The organism is Prauserella cavernicola (genome assembly GCF_016595675.1).
Classification (GTDB): domain Bacteria; phylum Actinomycetota; class Actinomycetes; order Mycobacteriales; family Pseudonocardiaceae; genus Prauserella_A; species Prauserella_A cavernicola.
In genome coordinates this window covers 1,146,354-1,167,590 of sequence record NZ_JAENJH010000001.1, presented here as the reverse complement: position 1 = coordinate 1,167,590, position 21,237 = coordinate 1,146,354, and the positions used below count along the sequence as shown (strand labels likewise).

The 21,237-nt window shown below is 71.1% G+C and carries 24 protein-coding genes; 13 read left to right on the top strand and 11 right to left on the bottom strand.

The window, feature by feature from the left end; genetic code table 11:
- Both JHE00_RS05490 and JHE00_RS05485 read right to left on the bottom strand, forming a co-directional pair.
- Complete coding sequence (locus tag JHE00_RS05490; RefSeq protein WP_200315333.1) at positions 1 to 1,194, bottom strand: PucR family transcriptional regulator; 1,194 nt, start codon at positions 1,192 to 1,194, stop codon at positions 1 to 3.
- 102 nt (positions 1,195 to 1,296) lie between these two features.
- Positions 1,297 to 2,790: an amino acid permease gene (locus tag JHE00_RS05485; RefSeq protein ID WP_200315332.1), complete on the bottom strand. Its 1,494-nt coding sequence runs from the start codon at positions 2,788 to 2,790 to the stop codon at positions 1,297 to 1,299.
- Between the two features lie 700 nt (positions 2,791 to 3,490).
- Here JHE00_RS05485 and JHE00_RS35790 point away from each other — a divergent pair.
- The 11 genes from JHE00_RS35790 (at position 3,491) to JHE00_RS05430 (ending at position 12,380) form a co-directional block, all read left to right on the top strand.
- Positions 3,491 to 4,375: a Rieske (2Fe-2S) protein gene (locus tag JHE00_RS35790; RefSeq protein WP_200315331.1), complete on the top strand. Its 885-nt coding sequence runs from the start codon at positions 3,491 to 3,493 to the stop codon at positions 4,373 to 4,375.
- A 40-nt stretch (positions 4,376 to 4,415) separates the two neighbouring features.
- Complete coding sequence (locus JHE00_RS05475) at positions 4,416 to 4,901, top strand: GNAT family N-acetyltransferase (protein WP_200315330.1); 486 nt, start codon at positions 4,416 to 4,418, stop codon at positions 4,899 to 4,901.
- Between the two features lie 111 nt (positions 4,902 to 5,012).
- Positions 5,013 to 5,789, top strand: a complete 777-nt coding sequence (locus JHE00_RS05470) for an SDR family oxidoreductase (RefSeq protein WP_268958189.1) — start codon at positions 5,013 to 5,015, stop codon at positions 5,787 to 5,789.
- A gap of 32 nt (positions 5,790 to 5,821) precedes the next feature.
- Positions 5,822 to 7,267, top strand: a complete 1,446-nt coding sequence (locus JHE00_RS05465; protein WP_200315329.1) for an FAD-binding oxidoreductase — start codon at positions 5,822 to 5,824, stop codon at positions 7,265 to 7,267.
- On the top strand, positions 7,264 to 8,628 hold the full coding sequence (locus tag JHE00_RS05460; RefSeq protein WP_200315328.1) for an FGGY-family carbohydrate kinase: 1,365 nt from the start codon (positions 7,264 to 7,266) through the stop codon (positions 8,626 to 8,628). Before JHE00_RS05465 ends, JHE00_RS05460 begins: the two co-directional genes overlap by 4 nt.
- Positions 8,629 to 8,753: 125 nt before the next feature.
- On the top strand, positions 8,754 to 9,575 hold the full coding sequence (locus JHE00_RS05455) for a S1 family peptidase (RefSeq protein ID WP_200315326.1): 822 nt from the start codon (positions 8,754 to 8,756) through the stop codon (positions 9,573 to 9,575).
- Between the two features lie 31 nt (positions 9,576 to 9,606).
- Positions 9,607 to 9,867 (top strand): hypothetical protein, encoded by a 261-nt coding sequence (locus tag JHE00_RS05450; RefSeq protein WP_200315324.1) that lies wholly within the window; start codon positions 9,607 to 9,609, stop codon positions 9,865 to 9,867.
- Between the two features lie 82 nt (positions 9,868 to 9,949).
- Positions 9,950 to 10,555, top strand: coding sequence for a hypothetical protein (locus JHE00_RS05445; protein ID WP_200315322.1), 606 nt, complete (start codon positions 9,950 to 9,952; stop codon positions 10,553 to 10,555).
- Positions 10,556 to 10,749: 194 nt separating this feature from the next.
- Positions 10,750 to 11,220, top strand: coding sequence for a nitroreductase/quinone reductase family protein (locus tag JHE00_RS05440; protein ID WP_200315320.1), 471 nt, complete (start codon positions 10,750 to 10,752; stop codon positions 11,218 to 11,220).
- A gap of 223 nt (positions 11,221 to 11,443) precedes the next feature.
- Complete coding sequence (locus JHE00_RS05435) at positions 11,444 to 11,866, top strand: DoxX family protein (RefSeq protein WP_230422809.1); 423 nt, start codon at positions 11,444 to 11,446, stop codon at positions 11,864 to 11,866.
- A 124-nt stretch (positions 11,867 to 11,990) separates the two neighbouring features.
- On the top strand, positions 11,991 to 12,380 hold the full coding sequence (locus JHE00_RS05430; protein ID WP_200315318.1) for a VOC family protein: 390 nt from the start codon (positions 11,991 to 11,993) through the stop codon (positions 12,378 to 12,380).
- Between the two features lie 301 nt (positions 12,381 to 12,681).
- Here JHE00_RS05430 and JHE00_RS05425 read toward each other — a convergent pair whose 3' ends face one another.
- The 5 genes from JHE00_RS05425 to JHE00_RS05405 all read right to left on the bottom strand — a co-directional run bounded on the left by JHE00_RS05425 (position 12,682) and on the right by JHE00_RS05405 (position 16,157).
- A complete protein-coding gene (locus JHE00_RS05425; RefSeq protein ID WP_230422808.1) occupies positions 12,682 to 13,119 on the bottom strand; it encodes a lasso peptide biosynthesis B2 protein in 438 nt (145 codons plus the stop codon).
- On the bottom strand, positions 13,116 to 13,373 hold the full coding sequence (locus JHE00_RS05420; protein WP_200315316.1) for a lasso peptide biosynthesis PqqD family chaperone: 258 nt from the start codon (positions 13,371 to 13,373) through the stop codon (positions 13,116 to 13,118). Before JHE00_RS05420 ends, JHE00_RS05425 begins: the two co-directional genes overlap by 4 nt.
- On the bottom strand, positions 13,370 to 15,211 hold the full coding sequence (locus JHE00_RS05415) for an asparagine synthase-related protein (protein WP_200315314.1): 1,842 nt from the start codon (positions 15,209 to 15,211) through the stop codon (positions 13,370 to 13,372). Before JHE00_RS05415 ends, JHE00_RS05420 begins: the two co-directional genes overlap by 4 nt.
- Positions 15,212 to 15,246: 35 nt before the next feature.
- Positions 15,247 to 15,408, bottom strand: a complete 162-nt coding sequence (locus JHE00_RS05410) for a hypothetical protein (protein WP_200315312.1) — start codon at positions 15,406 to 15,408, stop codon at positions 15,247 to 15,249.
- Between the two features lie 134 nt (positions 15,409 to 15,542).
- On the bottom strand, positions 15,543 to 16,157 hold the full coding sequence (locus JHE00_RS05405) for a hypothetical protein (RefSeq protein ID WP_200315310.1): 615 nt from the start codon (positions 16,155 to 16,157) through the stop codon (positions 15,543 to 15,545).
- Positions 16,158 to 16,311: 154 nt separating this feature from the next.
- Between JHE00_RS05405 and JHE00_RS05400 the strand changes: the two genes are divergently transcribed.
- Together JHE00_RS05400 and JHE00_RS05395 are read left to right on the top strand one after the other, a co-directional pair.
- Positions 16,312 to 17,178, top strand: coding sequence for a trypsin-like serine peptidase (locus tag JHE00_RS05400; RefSeq protein WP_200315308.1), 867 nt, complete (start codon positions 16,312 to 16,314; stop codon positions 17,176 to 17,178).
- 27 nt (positions 17,179 to 17,205) lie between these two features.
- Positions 17,206 to 17,454 (top strand): hypothetical protein, encoded by a 249-nt coding sequence (locus tag JHE00_RS05395; protein ID WP_200315306.1) that lies wholly within the window; start codon positions 17,206 to 17,208, stop codon positions 17,452 to 17,454.
- Between the two features lie 16 nt (positions 17,455 to 17,470).
- On the opposite strand, the gene JHE00_RS05390 is transcribed toward JHE00_RS05395, so the two are convergent.
- From JHE00_RS05390 to JHE00_RS05375, 4 genes are all read right to left on the bottom strand, one after another.
- Positions 17,471 to 17,716, bottom strand: a complete 246-nt coding sequence (locus JHE00_RS05390; RefSeq protein ID WP_200315305.1) for a zf-HC2 domain-containing protein — start codon at positions 17,714 to 17,716, stop codon at positions 17,471 to 17,473.
- Complete coding sequence (sigK, locus tag JHE00_RS05385; protein ID WP_200315853.1) at positions 17,703 to 18,257, bottom strand: ECF RNA polymerase sigma factor SigK; 555 nt, start codon at positions 18,255 to 18,257, stop codon at positions 17,703 to 17,705. The genes JHE00_RS05390 and sigK overlap by 14 nt, the downstream gene beginning before the upstream one ends.
- A gap of 441 nt (positions 18,258 to 18,698) precedes the next feature.
- Positions 18,699 to 19,628, bottom strand: coding sequence for an SDR family NAD(P)-dependent oxidoreductase (locus JHE00_RS05380; protein ID WP_230422807.1), 930 nt, complete (start codon positions 19,626 to 19,628; stop codon positions 18,699 to 18,701).
- 17 nt (positions 19,629 to 19,645) lie between these two features.
- Entirely contained in the window at positions 19,646 to 21,142 is a 1,497-nt protein-coding gene (locus JHE00_RS05375; protein ID WP_200315304.1) for a cryptochrome/photolyase family protein, read from the bottom strand.
- Between the last annotated feature and the right edge of the window lie 95 nt (positions 21,143 to 21,237).

The window sequence follows — 21,237 nt, the reverse complement described above, 5'->3', positions numbered from 1 at the left end:
TCAGCGCTCCGGTTCGATCAGCCGCAGGCCGGCGAGCAGGACGAAGATGCCGTGCGAGGTCAGCGGGTCGTGCCCGGTGAGGTCGTGGACGCGCTGGAGGCGGTACCGCACGGTGTTGGGCTGCACGTAGAGCATCGTGGACGCGGTCTTGAGTCCGAAGTGCGCCTCGGCGTAGGTCTGCAACGTGACCAGCAGCTCGGAGCCGTGCTCGCGGTCGTAGGCGGCGACCAGGTCCACGGTCTGCGCGCGCAGTCGCTCCGCGTGGTCGCTCTCCCGCAGGATCCGGTTGGGCAGCGCCTCCGACGGCGCGTACGCCCGCCGCTCACCACGCCCCGGCGCGTACGTGATCGCGTGCAGCGCCTCGAGGTAGCCGTGCGCGAAGCCGCCCGAGGTCCGGTAGGGGCGGCTCACCCCGACGAAGAACTCCGGCAGGTCCGCGGCGATCGCGTCGGCGGTCTCCAACAGCCGCTGGTGCGGTGTGTCGTGCAGCGGCGAGATCGCGACCGCGTCCTGGCCGTCGATGCCGCTGGTCACCACGGCGAACCTGGCCGCGTCGAGTGCGTCGGTGGTGGTGCGCAGCGCGCTGCGCAGCTCGGCTCTGGCGGCGTCGTCAGGTTCGCGTGAGCGCACGAGCACCAGCGCGTGCGGCACCGTGGGATCGAGTCGCAATGTCCTGGCCAGTCGCTGGATAAACTCCGTGGCCTCGTCGGTCGCGAGCAGCGCTCGCAGCAGGTCGGGTCGCAGGCCCGCGTGGGCGCGGCCGCGCCCCGCCGCCTCGTCGACGTAGATCCGGTTCACGGCCGAGAGCGCGACCTGGACGTGCCGGGTGATGGCCGCGGCGAACTCCATGGTCCACCTCGGGTCCGGCGCCGTGTCGTCCGTCGGTTCGAGCACCTGCTTCCACAGCTCCTCGGCCCACACCTCGTAGGAGCTGAGCAGCGCCTGCACCGGCACGCCCTGGTGGAACCGCCGGATGGCGCTGTTGCCGAAGATCCCGGGATCGGGCTGGTGTTCGGCGGCGAGGCAGGAGAGCACCAGTTCGGAGTGCCAGGTGGTCACGTAGCCGACGTCGTCCTGCACGGTGGCGTCGTCGAGGACGTCGTAGTCGGGAAACTCCGCACGAATACGCGTGAGCACAGCCTGGGTGGTCGCCCTGACGACTCGGCCGTGCCAGCACTCGTCCAGAGAATCCATGGGCGCGGAGCCTACTCAACCGGACAAGTCGGTCGCGACGTACGACGCCCCCGGAAGCCGCGGTGAGCATCCGGGTGCGCCGTGGTGTCGCGGTCGTCTCGGTCAGACCCTGCGCGCGGTCTCCGAGATGTCCTCGCCGGTGCCGACCCGGCTCCGCTTGCGGCCGTAGAAGAAGTAGATGACCGCGCCGAGCGCCATCCACGCCACGAACCGGATCCAGGTGTCCAACGGCAGGAACAGCGCGACCAGCAGGCACGCCAGCGCGGACACGATCGGCAGCACCGGGACGAACGGCGTCTTGAACGCCCTCGGCAGATCCGGCCGGGTACGCCGCAGCACGATGACGCCGATCGACACGAGGACGAACGCGGCGAGCGTGCCGATGTTCACCAGCTGGCCCAGCGCCGTCAGCGGCATGAAGCCGGCCAGCGCGGCGGCGACGATCGCGGTGATGATCGTCAGCCGGTACGGCGTCCGGTACTTCGGGTGCACCTTGGACAGCCACACCGGCAGCAGCCGGTCGCGACTCATCGCGAACGCCACCCGGCTCTGGCCGAGCATCAGCGTCATGATCACCACGGTGAGTCCGATGAGGATTCCGAGCGAGATGATGAACTCGGCCGCGGGTATGCCGGTCGCGGCCATCGCGACGGCAGCCGGTGCCTCCACATTGAGCTGGTCGAACGGCACGATGCCGGTGATGATCAGCGACACGATGATGTAGAGGACGGTGGCGATCAGCAGCGAGCCGATGATGCCGATCGGCATCGTGCGCTGCGGGCGCTTGACCTCTTCGGACATCGTGGCGACGATGTCGAAACCCAGGTAGGCGAAGAAGACCAGTGCGGCACCGGTGAACACACCGAGTCCACCGTAGATCGTGTCCACGCCGAAGATCTGCAGCAGCAGCGGCGACTCCGCGACGCTGTCACCGTAGGAACCCTCGCGGGCCTCGGGGATGAACGGCGTGAGGTTCTCGCCCTTCACGAAGAAGATGCCCACCGCGATGATGCCCACCACGATCACCAACTTCAGCGCGGTGACCGCCGCGTTGACCCACGTGGACAACCGGATGCCGAGCACGAGCACGACCGCCATCAGCAGCGCGACGAACACGGCGGGCAGGTCCACGATGCCGCCGTCGGACGGGGCGTTGGACAGCGCCTCCGGCAACGTGATGCCGATCGAGTTGAACACGCTGTCGAAGTAGCCGCCCCAGCCCTTCGACACCGTGGCCGCGCCGATGGTGAACTCCAGGATCAGGTCCCAGCCGATCATCCAGGCGATGAACTCGCCCATCGACACGTAGGAATAGGTGTAGGCACTACCCGCCACCGGAACCGTGGACGCGAACTCCGCGTAACAGAGTGCCGCGAGCGCGCAGGCCGCACCACTGATGGCGAACGACAGTGCGACCGCGGGGCCCGAGTACTGCGCGGCCGCCTGGCCCGTCAGGACGAACACGCCGGTACCGATGAGGACACCGATGCCGAGAATCGTGAGCTGGACCGGGCCGATGGCTCTCTTCAGTTGGAACTCGGGTTCTTCGGTGTCGCGAATAGCCTGCTCGATAGACTTCGTTCTGCCCAGTGCCATGCGTTCCCTTCCCCTGCCCGGCCCGCCCAGGGCGGTGCCCAGTCCGGACCAACCGGATCGGTCGCGCCGACTATCACCCGGCAGGACGCGAGGCCGCGCGAAAGCCCCCAGATGCCGAACGTCACGACCGGCGCGTTCGTGATCAGTTTTTGCGTCGTTCATTGTGGACGGCGTGCCACCGGAAGCGACGCGTGACCCCTCGGAAGTTGAGGACCCCAGAGCCGATTGACCGTTATGCACCAAGGAATCCACTGTGGAAAGCGGACTGTGGTTCTTATTTCGGTCGTATCGGACGGAAAATTTGATGTCGCCGACGCCGGGCCGAGTCGATTCCGGACCATCCGGCTCGGTGGACTGGACCCTTCGGTGACGCTCGATACCGTCGGCGTCGCTCTCCCCTCGGGAGCAGTCGGCGGATCAGATCGCCCTGCCTTGACACTCGCCCGGTCGGTGCTGGGTGCATCGGTGCTCGCGGACTGGGTTTCGGGCTCGGTGCCCGTACGCGATCGGCGACTGACGTACCGGGTCCCCAGAGGCCACCGCGGCGCGGTCGTGCGGGCAGCTGGACCGGCACCGGCGGGTGAACGACGCGGCATTGGCGACCTACCGGTCCGCCGGTGTCCATCCGCGTCCACCCGGACTGAAAGACCCGCTGGCGGCACGGCGTTTGACCGCGGCCGCAGGAGGGCACAAGGAACTCGTGCGACCGTTCGACGACATCGCCCGCCTCGCCGAGCAACGCAGGCTCGACCGCGCGGCCGCGCTCCTGCGCGTCACAGGGGAGAAGGTGCTGCGCTCGCGGCGCCTGCGCGACACGCTGCACGGCGTCTGGCTGGGCCACCCACTGCATCCCGCGCTGGTGCAGGCGCCGATGGGCGCGTTCGTGTCTTCGGCCGTGGCGGACGCCTGCCGTGGCGGAGCGCCGGTGGCCGACGCGCTGATCCGCGTCGGACTGGTGACGAGCCTGCCCGCGGCCGCCGCGGGCACGGCCGACTACCTGAAGGGACACGAGGAACAACAGCGGGTAGCGGTGGTGCACGCGGCCGGTAACGCCGTCGGGCTGCTCTGTTTCGTCGCGTCACTGCGCCTGCGCGGGAGGGGTCATCGCGCGGCCGGTGCCGCGGCGAGCCTCGCCGGGTTGTCGGTCCTCGGCGCGAGCGCCGCCATCGGCGGTCACCTGTCCTACCACTTCGCGATGGGCGCCAACCACACGGAGGCCGTGCCCCACACGGGGCCCGGGGAGTGGACCGACCTCGTCGGGTTCGCCGAACTGCCCGACCGCAGCCCGGTCAAGCGGTTCGCCGGCGACGTCCCGGTGGTGCTCGTGCGCACCGGATCCCAGGTCGACGTGCTCGCCGACACCTGCTCGCACACGTCGGGTCCGTTGCACGACGGCGAACTACTGAGCGAGAACGGCGGCGACTGTCTGCGATGTCCCTGGCACGGCAGCGTGTTCCGGCTCGCCGACGGAGCGGTCGTGCACGGCCCCGCGACGGCACCGCAGCCCCGCTTCCACGCCCGCGTCGTCGACGGCAGGGTTCAGGCCAGGGTGCGCACGTTCGCCGGCGTGCCGACCGCGGGCTGAGGGGGCCCGTCGCCGCGCCGGGAGCGGCACAATCGCACCCGTGCCGAACATTGAGGTCCGCCCCGCCCGTCCCGTCGAGCTCGAGACCGTCGCCGGCCTGCGCTGGCGCTGGGTCGCCGAACGGGACCACCTGCCGGACCGCGACCGCGCACTGTTCGTGCGCGAGTTCGCCGGGTGGACGCGGGACAACGCCGCGAGCCACCGGTGCCTGGTCCTCCTCCGCGAGGGCGAGGTGCTCGGGATGGCGTTCCTGGCGATCACCGCGCGCGTGCCGACGCCGTACGCGTTCGAGCGAGCCTGCGGTGACGTGCAGTGCGTGTACGTGGTCCCGGAGGCCCGGGGCCACGGCCTCGGCGGCGTGCTGATCGACGTGACTCTGCGCCTGGCCGCCGACCTCGGGCTGGAACGGGTCACCGTGCACTCGTCCGAGGACGCCGTGCCCGCCTACGAGCGGCACGGCTTCGCCGCGTCCCGTCGCCTGGTGCAGGCCATCCCGGTTCGGGACACGCCCCGAACGGACAGGTGAACTCCGGGAGATCCTCGCCTCGCGCGGTGGAGCGACGATGACAGCGCCGGTACGGTCGCCCACGACAGGCACGCACGTGGCAGGCGAGCACACCGGCGAAAGGGTCTCCCGTTGGACATCCAGGACTTCTCGCTCGAGATGTTCTCCCTGCGCGGGCGCAACGCCATCGTGACCGGCGGTAACACCGGCCTCGGCCGCGCGTTCTCGCTGGCGCTGGCCAAGGCGGGCGCCGACGTCTTCGTGCCGACGGTGTTCGACGACCACGGCGAGACCAAGGAACTGGCGGGGCCGACCGGAACCCGGCTCGAGCTCATGGACGTCGACCTCACCGAACAGGGCGCACCCGAGCGGGTGGTGCGGTGCTGCGTCGACACGCTCGGCTCGGTCGACATCCTGGTGAACTCGGCGGGCATCTCGAAACTCGCGCCCGCCGGCGAGTTCGGCCGCACGGAATGGGACCCGATGGTCGCGCTCAACCTCACCGCGCCGTTCGAACTCGGCCGGTGCGCGGGGCGGCACATGGTGGAGCAGGGGCACGGCAAGATCATCAACATCGCGTCGCTGTTCTCCTTCCTGGGCGGGCGGCTGTCCCCGGCCTACGCGGCGACCAAGCACGGCATCGTCGGCTTCACCAAGGCCTACTGCGACGAGCTCGGCGCCCACAACGTCCAGTGCAACGCCATCGCCCCCGGCTACTTCGCCACGCCGCTCACCGAGCACACCCGCTCGGAACCGGAGACGAACCAGCGCGTGCTGGACCACATCCCGGCCGGGCGCTGGGGCGAGCTCGGCGACCTCATGGGCGCGGTGGTGTTTCTCGCCAGCCGCGCCTCCGACTACGTCAACGGACACGTCCTCACCGTCGACGGCGGCTACCTGACTCGCTGACGGACACGACCGAACGGGAGAAAGATTCCACTATGGACAACCAGGCGATCATCGGCCGCCTTCGGGAGATCGCGGGCGCGGACCGGGTGGACACCGACGAGCAGCTGCTGCGCGAGGCGAGCGTCGACAGGTTCAAGAAGTACACCGCCGTCCACGGCATCTACGACGGTCCCTTACCGGTCGCCATCGTGCGGGCCCGCGACGCCGAGCAGGTGGCGCGGGTCCTGTCCTTCGCCTCGCAGCACCGGGTCAACATCGTGCCGCGCACCGGCCGGACCGGCACCGAGGGCGGACTGGAGACGGCGTTCGAGCGCACCGTGGTGCTCGACGGGTCCGAGATGGACGAGATCGTGAGCGTCGACCCCGTCACCATGCAGGCCACCGCGCAGTGCGGCGTCCCGCTGCGCGTGCTCGAGGAGCGGGTCCGCGAACACGGCCTGACCACAGGGCACTCGCCGCAGTCCAAGCCGCTGGCCCAGATCGGCGGCCTTGTCGCCACCCGCTCGATCGGTCAGTTCTCGACGCTCTACGGAGCGATCGAGGACATGGTCACCGGTCTGGAGGCGGTGTTTCCCGACGGCACCATCGCCAGGATCAAGAGCGTGCCGCGGCGTGCGGCCGGCCCGGACATCCGCAGCATCGCCATCGGCAACGAGGGCGCGCTGTGCTTCGTCACCGAGGCCACGGTGAAGCTGTTCAAGTACGAGCCCGAGAACTACCGCTTCCACGGCTACCTGCTCGACGACGTGCACACCGGCATCGCGGTCCTGCGCGAGGTCATCACCAACGGCTACCGGCCCTCGGTGGCCAGGGTCTACTCGGAGCAGGACGCCGCGCAGCATTTCTCCCACTTCGCCAAGGGCAAGTGCGTCGCCGTCTTCCTCGCCGAGGGGCCCGCGCCGCTGGCCGACGCCACCAGCGCCGAGATCGACAGGGTGCTCGCCGGGCACACGCACGAGCGGGTGGAGCCCGAGCTCATCCGCGAGTGGTTCGACAACCTCAACTGGGGACCCGACAAGATCGAGGCCGAGAAGAAGGCGATGCTCACCGAGGCCACCCTCGGCTACACCACCGAGGTCTCCGCCGACTGGTCGGTGATCGGCGAGATCTACGACGCCGTGATCGCGCGGATCACCGGCGAGTACCCGCACGTCGACGACATCACGATGCTCGGCGGCCACTCCTCGCACAGCTACCAGACCGGGACGAACATGTACTTCGTCTACGACTACCGGATCAACTGCGAACCCCGCGAGGAGATCGAGAAGTACCACATTCCGATCAACGCCATCATCGTCGAGGAGACGCTCGCGCGGGGCGGGTCGATGGTGCACCACCACGGCATCGGCAAGTACCGCACGCCGTGGACGGAGCAGGAGCACGGCAGTGCCTACGCGGTCCTGCGCAGGCTCAAGGAGGCCTTCGATCCCGAGGGGATCATGAACCCGGGCACCATCTTCCCGGTGGAGCGCTCGTGACGGCGTATCTGGTCGGGATCGACAACGGCTCGCAGAGCACCAAGGTCACGATCTACGACGAGCACGGCACCGTGCACGCGCGGGGCCGGGTTCCGCTGCGCCCCAACGCGATGCCGGAGCCGGGCGCGGTCGAGCACCCCGACGACGACCTGTGGGACTCGATCGGCGGCGCCATGCGGGCGGCGCTGGCCGTGTTCGAGGGCAGGGTGGAGGACATCCGCGGCGTCGGCCTGTGCACGATCCGGTTCTGCCGCGCGCTGCTGCGGGCCGACGGCACCCTGGCCCAGCCGGTGCTGAGCTGGATGGACGACCGGGTGTCGCGCCCGTACGAGCACGCCGATCCCGACGTCCGCTACGTCACGACGTCGTCGGGCTACATCACCGCCCGGATGACGGGCCGGTTCCGGGACACGGCGGCGAACTACCAGGGCGTGTGGCCGATCGACACCGACACGTGGTCGTGGCTGCCCGAGCCCGACGTGCCGCGCGAGATGTTGTTCGAGCTCGTGAACCCGGGCGAGCTGCTCGGCACCGTCACCGAGGACGCCGCGGCGCACACCGGGCTGCCCGCGGGGCTGCCGGTGTTCGCCACCGCCAACGACAAGTCGGTGGAGGCACTGGGCAGCGGGCTGGCCGACGACGGCACCGTGCTGCTCTCGCTCGGCACCTACATCGCCGGGATGACCACCGGTGCGCGCAACGTGCGGGACGCCGAGGCGTTCTGGTCGAACTTCGCGTGCCGCCCGGGGAAGTATCTGTACGAGAGCCACGGCATCCGGCGTGGCATGTGGACGGTCAGCTGGCTGCGCGACCTGCTCGGCGAGGAGGACCGGCTCAACGAGGGTGCCGCGACTGTCCCGGCCGGTTCCGACGGGCTGGTGGCGGTGCTCGACTGGCTGGCTCCGGTGGAGGCGCCGTTCCGCAGGGGCGCGTTCCTCGGTTTCGACGGCAGGCAGGGCCCGTTCCACCTCTACCGCGCGGTGCTGGAGGCGATCGCGCTGACCATGCACGGCAACGCCGAGGCGATGGCCGCGGAGCTCAACACCAAGTTCGAGCGGGTGCTGGTCTCCGGAGGGGGAGCGGAGTCCGCGGTGCTGATGCAGATCATCGCCGACGTGTTCAACCGGCCCACGCGCACCGCGAACGGCGGCGCCGGGCTCGGCTCGGCCCTGTGCGCGGGTGTCGGGCTCGGCCTCTTCGGCGGGTTCGACGAGGCGATCGAGGCGATGGTGCGGCCGGGCACCGAGTTCGTCCCCGATCCGGCCACCCACCAGCTCTACCGGCGGCTCGGCGCGATGTACGCCGAGCTGCCGAGCCACACCGATCCGCTGTTCCGGTGGATGGCCTCCGCGCTGGACTGACGGGCCGGTGGTCCTGCTCGTCCGGACCACTCGGCCGAGGCGCACCCGGCCGATCGGCCGATGCCCGATGATCTTGTTCCGCCCGAGACTGGGCACCGATTCCAGTCGTCGTGGAAAGGAACGGAATGCGTTGGACTCGGGTCACCGCAGTGCTGGCAGGTACGGGCGCGATTCTGGCGGGCCTCACCTCCGCCGCGGGCGCGTCGGACAGTGACGCCGCCGTCATCGGGGGAGACGTCGCGGACGGGAAGTATCCGTTCATCGTCAACCTCACGCTCGACGGTCCGCCAGAACCACTGCACCGGTGCGGGGCGAGTCTCGTGAGTCCCACCTGGGCGGTCACGGCGGCTCACTGCGTGGCCGGCGTCGACGACCTGACGCAGCTCACGGCCAGGGTGGGCAGCAATGACCGCACCGAGGGCGGCGAGCAGCGCCGGGTGGTGGAGAAGGTCGTGCACCCCGGCTACGGAGAGGGCGAGTTCGTCGGCGACGACGTGGCCCTGGTCCGGTTGGCCGAGCCGGTGGACGCCGAGCCCATCGACCTCGCCGACGCCACGGCCACTGACCCGGGTGCGGACGTCCGGATGCTCGGCTGGGGTTCGACCTGTCAGGACCCGGTGACCTGCCCGGCCCCGGAGAAGCCGCGACAGCTGCACCAGCTCGACACCCGCGTGGTGGCACCGGAGCTCTGCACCGACCGCAAGACCGACGCCGAGCTGTGCGTGGGAGAGCGCGACGGCGGTGTCGGCGCGTGCCACGGCGACTCCGGAGGCCCGCTGCTCGTCAGGACCGGTCCGGAAACCTGGAGCCTCGCGGGGGCCACCAGCCGCTCCGGGCAGGGAGAGTCGGAGTGCGCCGAGGGGCCCGCGCTCTTCACGTCGGTGGCCGCGTACTCGGAGTGGATCGACCAGGTGGTGGACGACCGCGACGTCACCGCGGCCGCGTGACCCGATCGACCAGACCCGGCAGGAGACGAGCATGACCAAGCACGATGAGCACGGCGACCATGATGAGCGCCGCACGGCGCGTCCCGAGCCGACCGTGGTCGAGTGGCTTCACCGCGGACTGCTGTGGGATGGCGAGCAGGCGACCCACGAGCTCTACGAGGAGTACCTCGCCTTCGTCGGGCGGCTCGGGGCGGCTCCCGTGACGCGCCGGCGGTTCGTGGACAACCTCGCCGACCTGGGTGTCCGCGAGATCCGGAACCCGGGTGGGTCGTCGTTTCTCGTGCGCGACTAGGTCACGAACCGGGCTGACCGGGTAGTCTGCCCGTCGCCGGTGATCGCACACGGGGTGCCCCGGCTCGGTCGGGGGGAGTGCGATGGGGTCCGGCACGAAGCGTCGCGGGCAGCAGGCCGCCGAGCAGCTGTTGTTCGAGAAGAAGTTCGAGAAGAGGCTGACCTGGATCACCATGGGGCTGCTGATCGCCAGCCCCGTCCTCGGGATCGCGGCGGCCGCGCTGGGCGCGGCCGAGATCTACCCGTCCGAGCACATGATGCTCGTCGGGATGACGGCGTTCCTGGCTCCGATCGGCCTGTCGCTGACGGTCGGTGCGTGCGCCGGGCTCTACCTGCTGGGCGGGCCGAGGGCCGCGCCGTTCGGTGTCCTCCTGTCCGGGGGGATCGCGGTGCTGGCCTACGGACTCGCCGAGCAGGACTACCTCTGGCGGGACGTCGGCGTGGTGCTGCTGATGATCTCCGTTGCGTCGTTCTGGGCCGCGCCCGCGCTCTTCCGCCGCCCGAATCCTCGCCGCCGGGACGCACCGGGCGGGACCGCCGGGGTGGGCGGCGTGCTCGGTCTCGGTGCCGCGATCGCGGTGACCGGGTACCTCGTCGACGTGTGGTGGGTGTTGTTGTTCGGCGCGCTCGCCGTCGGCACCGCGGCGGGCGCGGGTATCGCCCACTGGGCGGGCACCCGCGCGAGGTAGCGACGCCGGGAAGCCGCACGCATGCGTACCCGGCCGCCGGTACGTGCCCGGCTCGTCCGGGATCACGACGCGTGCGCCGGTGCGCGACTGGTCACTGCGGGCCCGAGTCGGCGCCTTCGGGGTCCAGTGGCCCTGGTGTGGCGCCCGCGGCGGGGTTAATCTCGGCCGACGTCGGAGCAGCCCCTGGGGGTCCCATGTCTCGCGAAGGCACGTGGTCCGGGCGGCTTCCGCCGCGCTGGTTCGTCCGGCTGGCGTGGAAGGTGCACCGCGCCCTGTACCGCCTCACGCCTGGCCGGACCGGGCTCTGGCCGCCGAAAGGCACCCGGTGGGGCACCATGCGGCTCACGACCGTGGGGCGTCGCACGGGCCGTGAGCGCAGCGTGATCCTCGCCTACTTCCACGACGGCCCGAACCTGGTGACGCTCGCGATGAACGGCTGGGCCGAGCCCGAACCCGCGTGGTGGCTGAACCTCCAGGCCAAACCCGACGCCAGCGTGGTACTTGTCGACGGCACCAGGCGAGTCCGGGGCAGGGCGGCCCGCGACCAGGAGCACGAGCGGTTGTGGGCCCGGTGGCGCGAACTGGACAAGGACCTCGACGCCTACGCGACCCGCAGGCCCGGCGGGACGGCGGTCGTGATCCTCGAACCGGCGACTAGCGACTGAGGACCACACCGAGGCGACCAGACTTGTCCGTTGTGGACCGACCGCTGACTCAGGCGTGCACCGCGGTCGGGCAGCGCGTCCGCCGCGTGGGCGGCGGTGGCCCTACCCAGAACGCGGGTGAGCGCGGGCATGCGGGATTCCTCCGCGAGGCATCGGGTGCGACACGATCGATTCCTCCTCCCGTGACCCGGCGCGATCGGTGGTGAGTCCTTACCGTGGGGACATGACTCGTACTTCAACGCTGTCGACGCGTCGCCGCCGCGCTCGCACGGATCGCGCGCGTCGCGTCGCCGCACACGCACTCGGCGCCGGGCTCGCGTTCGCCGGCATCGGGCACCTGACGTTCGCCCGCGAGGAGTTCCAGGCCCAGGTGCCGCCGTGGGTTCCGATGGACGCCGACGACGTCGTGCTGCTCTCCGGTGCGGCCGAGATCGCGCTCGGCGCGGGGCTGATCGCGCTGCCGAAGGAACGCCGTCGGATGGGTGTCCTCACCGCGGCGTTCTTCACCGCGGTGTTTCCCGGCAACATCTCGCAGTACACGAACAAGCGCGACGGCTTCGGCCTGGACACCGACCGCAAGCGCGCCGTGCGCCTGGCGGGGCAGCCGTTGCTCGTCGCATGGGCACTGTGGTCGACGCGAACCTGAGCGCGCACTGTCGCGAATGGACCATGCCGGGATAGGGCAGAAGTGCCCTGGTCGGGCCTGGTGGCCGTAACTAGCGTCGGTGCCGTCAGATCGAGCGAGGAGCAGGAGACGGCAGGAGACGGCGATGAGCGGCAAGATCGTTCACTTCGAGATCCCGTTCGACAGCGGTGAGCGCGCCCGCGGCTTCTACCGCGAGGTGTTCGGTTGGAATCTCACGGACATGCCCGAGATGGCGTACACGATCGTGACGACCGGACCGACCTCGGAGCAGGGGATGCCAACCGAACCGGGGTTCATCAACGGCGGCATGTTCGACCGTGCCGACGCCGCACCTAAGGGGCCGGTGCTCACCGTCGACGTGGCGAGCATCGACGCGGCGCTGGAGAAGATCGAGCGGCTCGGCGGCGCGAAACTTGTGGGGCGCACGGAGATCCCGCAGATGGGCTACTACGCCTACTTCGTCGACACCGAGGGCAACGTGGTGGGCCTGTGGGAGAATCTCCCGCAGAGCTAGCGTTGCTGTCGCATGTCTGCGACTCAAAATCGTGGTGGAGCGATCCCTGGCCGGCCGTGGGGCGCGCGGCAGGTCGCTGAGTCCGCCGCGGGCGCCCGCGGTCACGATCGACTCGGCGGCCGCGGAGTCGCGGGTACGCACGCCGGGCCGGCCGTCGAGCCGGAGACCTGCTGCACGGTGACCAGCACGGCGTGCTGAAGGTCGCGCGGGAGCTGCGCGACGAGGAGCAGCGCATCGTCACGTGAGCGCGGTCGGCGGACTTCACGCCCGAGGAGCTACTGGCGCTGCGGCGCGTCCGGCACTAGCGCTCGTCCGCCGGGGCGACGACGAGCAGCCTCGCGAAGCCGGTGCCGTTGTCGACCTCGCCCACGGGCACGCCGTCGACCTCCACCCAGGCGTGCGCTGAGAACGGCGGGGTGACACCGACGCCGGTGCACCACGTGGGCCAGCGGCCGAGCAGCCTGCAGGTCAGCGCCGCCGCGATCGAGCGTGGCAGGCACGCCTTGTGCGCGTTGAGCATCAGGCTGCTGGACAGCACCGATCGCAGTGCCTCGTCGGTCTCGGCGGCGGTAGCGGGCCTGGCCCGCCACCGCAGGACCGTCAGCACGCGTTCCAGCCGGTGCGGCGGCAGCAGCGTCAGCACCCGGGCGAGCGCGATCGCGAGCCTCGTGCCGAACCACAGCGCGGGACGCCGGCCACGCAGCCGTTCGTCCCACGGGATCATGATCTGCACACTCATGCGCGCAGCACTCCCGATGCCCGCAACCGGTCCAGCAACTCGGTCACATCGTGCTGTACCCGCTGCTCGTTCACGGCGAACTCCCGGCTGACCCGGCGCACCGCGTCGGCGACCGAGCCTCCCTCGCCGAGCGTGTCGGTGACCAGCACCGCGGTGGGGTTGAGCTGCCAGTAGCGGCCCTTCTTGCGGTCGAGGACCACGCCGCCGTACTCGGTGCGGGTGAAGGTGACGTGCTTGGCGAAGGCGGTGCTCATGCGCTCGCGCTCCTTTCCAGGTCCGGTGCCGCCGCGGCGGGCACCGCCGAGCGGGCCCACAGTTCGGCGGCCACGGCGTCGATCAGTCCCTCCGCTGCGCCCTTGGCCGACGGTGACAGGCACAGCCGGCGCAGTTCGCCGGGATCGGCCAGCCCCAGGTCGCCGAGCACGGAGTCCTCCCACAGGGCCGCCAGTGCCTCGCGTCCGCGGCGCAGCCCCGCGCCGACGGCGGCGTCGCCGGTGGCCTTGGTGCGGCGCCTGGTGATCTCCGCGGGCAGCACCCCGCGCATGGCCTCGGCCAGCAGCGGCTTGTAGGCGAACGGGGTGGCCCGGTCCCGCGGGCGCACGGCCAGCGCCGCGTCGATCACGTGGTCGTCGAAGTAGGGCAGGGCGAACTCGATGCCGTCGCGGCGGCCGATGTCGCGCCACGGGGCCAGCTCGCGGGTGAAGCAGTCGATCGCCTCGAGTTCGAGGTGCCGGCCCCGCGTGGGGGCCAGCGGGGCCGCGCCGGAGGTGCTCGCGAGCTCCTCGGCCAGCAGGTCGCGGGACTCGGCGGTGAGCCAGGACGGCACCCGGGCCGGGTAGGACCAGTCCAGCAGGACCGTGCCGAACTCCACCGAACGCGGGTTGGCCAGGTCAAGGCGCGACATCGCGGTGGCGAACGAGCGCCGGTCGGCCAGTGCGGGCAGCAGCTCGCGCCAGCGCCAGGAGAACAGCGCCCGGTACCCGCGGATCCGCTGCAGCGACAACAGCGGCTGCCGCGTCAGCAGTGCGTGGTAGTGCGCGGGCGGGCTCTGGAAGAGCTGGTCGCCGCCGATGCCCTTGAAGTGCAGTCGCGAGCCACGCCGCGCCATGCGCCGCGCCGAGGCGAACACGCGGTCCGGGTTCACCATCGCCTCGGACGGCACGTCGAAGGGCACCCGCAGGTCCTGCCAGCCCTCGTAGAACAGGGGCTGCTCGGCTCCGGCGAACACGTCGTGCTCGACGCCGGGCAGGTGGGCGACGGCGTCGCGGGCCCAGTTCAGGTCGTCGCAGTTGCCGGGGTTGTCCGAGCCGGTGGACACCAGGAACCTGCTCGGGTCGAGCTGCCGCGCGGCGACGAAGGCCACCGACGTGGAGTCGAGCCCGCCGGAGAGATCGGAGCTCACCAGCCCGTCGCCGTCGGTGCGCAGCGCGACGGCGCGATCGAGCGCCTCGCGCACCTGCCGGGCGCCGTCGCGAAGGCCGACGCCGGGCTCGGGCGGCCGGTGCCAGCGCACCGACCGGGCACCGCCGGCCCCGGGGAGCACGAGCCGGTACCCGGGACGCACGGAGTGCACACCGTTCCACAGTGGACGCTCGGCGAGCGGGTACGGCGAGGGGGAGATCAGGCGCGTGGCCAGCGCGGAGCGGTCGATGGGCGCGCCGGTCAGCCGCGCCAGTGCCGCGGCCCGGTCGGAGGCGACCGTCAGCCCGGCGTGGTCGGTGTGGAAGACGCGGCGGGTTCCGTACGCGGTGCCCCGCAGGGAGGCCTCACCGCCGACCGACGAGACGACGTGGAAATCACCCGCCCAGCGGCGTGACGGCTCGTCGGCCCCCGTCCGCCGGTCCCAGGACGCGAGCGCGGCGAGCAGTTCGGTGTCGTTCGCGGAGACACGGCCGACGACGGCCAGCGAGTCGGGACCACGGCGCGCGAGACGCAGGTCGCCGTCGTCCCACCTGCCGACGATCCACGGCAGACCCGAGGCGTGCTCGACCACGCGGATGTCGTGGCCCCGCAGCCCGGGATGCCGGAGCACGGCGCGGCTGTCCTCGCGGTCCGGAAGGACGAGGAAGAACAGCGCGCCGTGCTCCAGCATGTCGAGCTCACTCTCCTGAGTCGATGGTCAGACCGTCAGACGATGCCCCGGATGTTCGGGTCGTAGTACAGCGCGCCGCCCCCGCCGGTCTCGCCGCGGAACGACCCCATGTCCTCAAAGGACGGTGGCTCGTAGGCGGGCAGTTCGCTGATCGAGCCGTCGTGAAGGTCTTCGGTGTGGTTCACGTTGCGGTCCAAGACAGTTCCCTCATTCCTCGCTCATCGGGGATTCGGACCCTGCCATCATCCAAACGGTCCGCCGGGGTCTGCCAGGCTTTGTCCGCTACCGGCCGGAGACTGGCGCGGGCGCTGCCTGGCTGGTACGCGCGCGGCTAGAACGCCGACCAGATGGTCTCGACGTCGAGTACCTTGTTGCGGCGCAACGTGAGCACCCGCTCCACCGCGGCCGCGGCTCCCGCGAGGAGCAGCGTGATGTTGAGCCACTCCGGGAGCGCGACCGGCGAGGTGAACGTGCCGACCAGCTCGGCGACGCGGGGGACCCCGGTGAGGAGCTCGAGACCCTGGGGAACCGCCAGCACCAGGTTGATCACCAGGATCACGATCGCCGTCCACGCGATCACCCGGTCGAGTACCGGACTGCGCTGGGCCAGCCTCGCCCGCAGGTACTCGAGTGTGCCCGGTAGCGGCGACAGGCGGGTCTGTTCGCCGGTGTCGGACACGAAGTGGACCCGCTGGATGCCGTACATCGACGCGTTCACCTCGATCTTGCCGCCCGGAACGGGGAACTCGGCCGGCATCTCCTGCTGGCCGTGCCGTTTCTCGTCGACATAGAGCCGTGCGTCCCAGTCCACGTTGGCGTCGACCTCGACGGTGTAGACCGCCGGGGAGCCGTCGGGCCCGGTGTGCTCGATCGTGTAGAGGTGGCGGTTGAGCACCTCGGAGCGCCGGAACGGCTTCAACCGCTGCTCATCGGCCTCGCGGGTCACGGGTTCCTCCAGGTCGTCGGGATCTGCGGGGTGCGCTGGTCCCGAGTGAAAGGTATGCCGCCACGGCACACTCAAGTCCTCGTTCCCCGGATCACGTTTGCCGTGCTCGCCGAGCGGGTAGTGGATCATGACCGGTCCGGACGAAAGGCATCACATGCGGCTCACACGCTCCCTGGCCCTGCTCGCTGTCCTGGTCGGGGCCTCGGCCGTGACCAGTGCGCCCGCGAGCGCGGCGGAGGAGCCCCCGGTGGTGACCGAGTACACGGCGCAGCAGCGCGAGGACGCGCTCGCGCACTGGACCCCGGAGCGCATGCGCGACGCCGCGAAGAGCGAGGCGACGCAGGACACCGGCCCGCTGACCAAGGAGTGGAAGGACACTCCGCTGGAGACGGTCGGGCGGTTGTACTTCACCGATCCCGACGACCTCAGGGACAGCTACTGCACCGCCACCTCGGTGGCCGGTGACAGCGGCGGCACGGTGGTGACCGCGGCGCACTGCCTCACGAGTCCGGGCAGGGAGGACGCCGCGTACGGGGACCTGGTGTTCGCGCCCGGCTATCACGAGGGCGAGGCGCCGCACGGGGTGTTCCCGGTGCGCGCCGCGGCCTTCCCGCACGAGTTCACCACCACGGACCAGGCTGGCCACGACATCGGCGTGGTGCAGGTCGACCCGGTCGACGGGCGGTCGCTGACCGACACCGTCGGCGCCAACGACGTCGACCTCTCCGGCTCCGTGGGGGAGCAGGTCACCACCTTCGGTTACCCGATGTCGCGGCCCCAGCTGGGCCAGCGGCAGCTGTACTGCGAGAGCGAGGCCCCGGCCTCGCCGACGGCGGGGAACCTCAGGATCAACTGCGACATGGTCGGCGGGGCCAGCGGCGGACCCTGGTTCGCCGACTTCGACCCCGCCACCCGCACCGGGCGGCTCGTCTCGGTGACCAGCGCCGGAGTCGGGCACCTCGACGGCGCGGTGTTCGGCGACAACGCGCGTGTGGTCTTCGACGCGGTGGCGGACAAGTAACGCCGGGCTCCGGCGGAAGGGACGACCATGACCAGCACCGTTTCCGAGTTGCCACCGGCGCCCGGCCGGCCGGGCCCCGCGCGGGACGCCCTGGCCGCCCTGCGCGGGCTGCCCGGAGACCAGCGCGACCTGCTCACCGCGGCCCTGCAGGGCCGCTCGGTCGAGGACATCCACGCCGACACCGGCCTGGCGCGCGAGGTCATCCACCGCATGCTGCTGGACGCGCTGCGCGCTGCGGGCGGCCACCGCGAGCCCCCGCAAGCTCTGTCCGGCTGACGGCCACACGGAGCCGTCAGTCGCCCTGCGGGGTCCGGTCGAGCTGGTCCAGTAGGAACTCCCGCGTCGCCGGACGTGGCGTGCGCGGGACCACCGAGCCCAGCCACGCCGCCGCCGCGCGCAGCTCGTCGATCTCCTCTCCACAGCGTGGGCACTGCTCGAGGTGCTGCTCGAACTGCTCTCGCTGTGTGTCCGTGACGGCGTCCAGCACGTAGGCGCCGAGCAGACCGTGAGGGTCGTAGTGATCGTCATTCGTCGTCACCGGACACCTCCAAACTCGTCCGCAGTCGAAACAGCCCCTCTCGCATTCGGGACTTGACGGTGCCCACTGGCAGCTCGAGCAGGACCGCGACCTCGGCGTAGGTGTGTCCCTCGAAGTAGGCGAGGACGATCGCCTGCCGCTGTGGCGCGGTCAGGCTCTGCAACGCGGTGCGGACCTCCGCTCGTTCGAAGCCGGCCAGCACCGCGTCCGACACCTCGTCGAAGTCCCGGTGAGGGTTGGCCAGCCCGTCGCGTACCTCGCGTTCGGTCGCCGAGTTCGCCGAGCGGACCCGGTCCACCGCGCGCCGGTGCGCGATCGTGAGTGCCCACGTCCGCACGCTTCCCCGGTCGGGTGAGTACGTGCCTGCCTTGCGCCAGACCTCCAGGAACGCCTCCTGCATCACCTCTTCCGCGTGTGCCTGGTTGCGCAGAACACGCGCGGCCATGCCGGTGACCGCGCCAGCGAGCTGGTCGTACAGGTCGGCGAAGGCGTCCTTGTCGCCCTTCGCCACCTGTTCGATCAACGACTCCGGTGTCTCCATCACCTTCCCGATCCGTGTCGAGGCGACGTCGTTCACCGGGAATTCGTGGTGGCCACGTGTCCGTATTGGTCGGATTCGGACGAGGCCGGGTTTCGGCACCGGTCGGGTCGGGCGACCGGGCGGCCCATCCGCGCACCCGAGGCCGCAGGAGGAACGCGCCGTGCCCACCATGACCGTGGGAACCGACGGAAACACCCCCGTCGAGCTGTCCTATCAGGACCACGGCTCGGGAGCTCCCGTGGTGCTGATCCACGGCCGGCCGTTGAGCAGCAGTTCCTGGGAGTTCCGGGTGCCCGCGCTCGTGTCGGCGGGCCATTCGCGTGATCGCCTGCGACCGGTGCGGCGATCCGTGACAGCGGGCTGGTGGTGGTCGAGGGCGCGCCTCACGCGGCGCGGTTCAACGAGGTCCTGCTGGACTTCATCGCACGCTGACGACTGCTGTCAGAGACCGATCGCCTCGAGGCAGTACCGCAGCAGCCGCTCCCGCTGGCCCGCCGCGGGCCGGGTGCGCGGCAGCAGGTGCAGCGGACGCTCGCGGCGGTCGTGCCAGAACCGGCCCGACGGTGGCGCGGGCCTGGTCGCCGCCAGCCACACCGCCGTGTCGGCGCCTTCGGCGGGCGTGCGCAGGAGCTTGCTGGTCAGCCGCTGGAAGCCGGGCAGCGAGTCGGCGACGCCGGGGGTGTCTGCCCAGCCGGGATGCAGGCAGTACGCGCCGATGCCGTCGCCGGACCAGCGCTGTGACAGCAGCGGCGTGAGCTCGGCCTGCATCCGCTTGGTGCGCGCGTAGGCCGTCGCGCCGCGGAAGGTGCCCTGGCGGTACTCGGGGTCGTCGACGGCGAGCGCCTGCGTGTACATCCCGCCCGACGACATCAGGATCACCCGCGCGTCGGCGGACTCGCGCAGCACGGGCCGCAGCAGCTCGGTCAGCAGCAACGGGCCGAGCACGTGAGTGGCCAGCGTCAGCTCGTGCCCGTCGGCGTTCTCCGTGCGCTCCTTCGGCAGCACCCCGGCGTTGTGCAGCAGCACGTCCACCCGCGACCGCGTGGCGGCGAACTCCCGCACCGACCCGGGGTCGGAGAGGTCGCAGCGGGCGGTGCTGACGTCGGCCTCCGGCACGGCCTCGCGGACGCGTTCCAGGGTGCGCTCGCCGCGTTCGACGTTGCGCACCACCAGCACCACCGCCGCGCCCAGCTTGGCGAGGTCGATGGCCGCGGCCTCGCCGAGGCCGGAGCTGGCGCCGGTGACGAGAACGACCTTGCCGCGCAACGAGCCCGCGGGCGGGTCGTCCTGCGCCCAGCCGCGCCGCCGCAGGCGGTAGCCCCAGCGCGAGTAGCCGAGCACGACCGTGCGGTCCAGCAGGGTGTCGAGCAAGAAATCCTCCAGGAGTGTCAGAACCGGTCGCGGGCGGCTTCCTGCTCCACGACCGCGGGCAGGTCGGCCAGCCGGCGCAGGCCGTTGAGTGGTTGGCGCAGGCGCGGGTTGCCCCGGAGCCGTTCCTCGTTGCGATCGAGGAACGCCCAGTACCCGGCGGTGAACGGGCACGCGTCCTCGCCGACCCGCTGCTTCGGGTCGAACGCGCAGCCGCGACAGTGATCGCTCATGCGGTTGATGTAGGCGCCGCCCGAGGCGTACGGCTTGGTGGCGACGATCCCGCCGTCGGCGTACTGGCTCATGCCGATCACGTTCGCGGGCATCACCCACGGGAACCCGTCGACGAACGCCGTGGCGAACCACCGGTTCAGCTCGGCCGGGTCGTAGCCGCGTTGCAGCGCGTGGTTGCCCAGCACCATCAGCCGTTCGATGTGATGGGCGTAGCCGCGGTCGCGCACCCCGGCGAGTGCCGTGCGCAGACAGGACGCCTCGATGGCGTCGGCGTCGAGCCGCCACCACCAGTCCGGAAGCGTGCGGCGCGCCTGGAGTTTGTTGCGGCGCAGGTAGTCCGGGCCGAGGTGCCAGTAGAGGTGCCACACCCATTCCCGCCAGCCGAGCACCTGCCGAATGAAGCCCTCGACGCTGGCCAGGGGTGCGTCGCCGGAGCGGTAGCACTGCTCGGCCTCGCGCGCGACGTCGAGCGGGTCGAGCAGACCGAGGTTGAGCGGCACCGACAGCAGCGCGTGCGACATCGCCCAGTCGCCGCCGAGCATGGCGTCCTGGTGCGGGCCGAACGTGGGCAGCCGGTGGTCGAGGAACCGGCGCAGCGCCCGGCGGGCCTCGTCGTGTCCCACCGCGAACCGGCGAGGGCCGTCCACACCGACGGGCCGGATGGCGCCGTCGCGCTCCGCCCGGTCGAGATCGGCGCGCACCCGCTCGTCGATCTCGTTCTCCTGCGGCCGATAGGGCGCGGGCACCGGCAGCGTGGCCTGGCCGGGTGGCGGGTGGCGGTTGTCGTGGTCGTAGTTCCACTTGCCGCCCACGGGCTGCTCGTCGGCTTCCAGCAGCACGCCGAAGCGGCGGCGCTGGTCGCGGTAGAAGTCCTCCATGAGAAAGCGCCTGCGACCGGACACCCACTCCGCGAAGTCCGCTTTGGACAACGCGAATCCTGGCGTGGGCAGGATTTCCTCTACCATGCCCTGGTCGCGCAGCCTGCGCACGAGCGCGTCGGCCGCGTGCGAACCGGGTTCGTGGACCACCACGGGGCGGCCGAACCGGCGCAGGCCCTCGGTGTAGGTCCGCGCGTCGATGATCCGCGCGCGCTCGCCCAGGTCCTCGGCGAGCCGCCGCATCCCGGCCTCCACCAGGTGCATCTTCTGCCGGTGGAACGGCTTGCGGGCGAACGCGGCGCTCGACCGGATCAGCAGGACCTCGCGGTCGCGCAGGTCCGCGGTGCCGTGGAAATGCGGGCCGAGCTGGTCGGCGAACAACCACAGCGGTGCCGGAGCGCTCATCCCGCGCGCCGGGGCAGGGCAGTACGCGGGGACCTCGGTCCCCTTCGGTCGGTCCGGTGGGTCACCGGCCAATCGTAAGTTCGGGACGGGCCTCG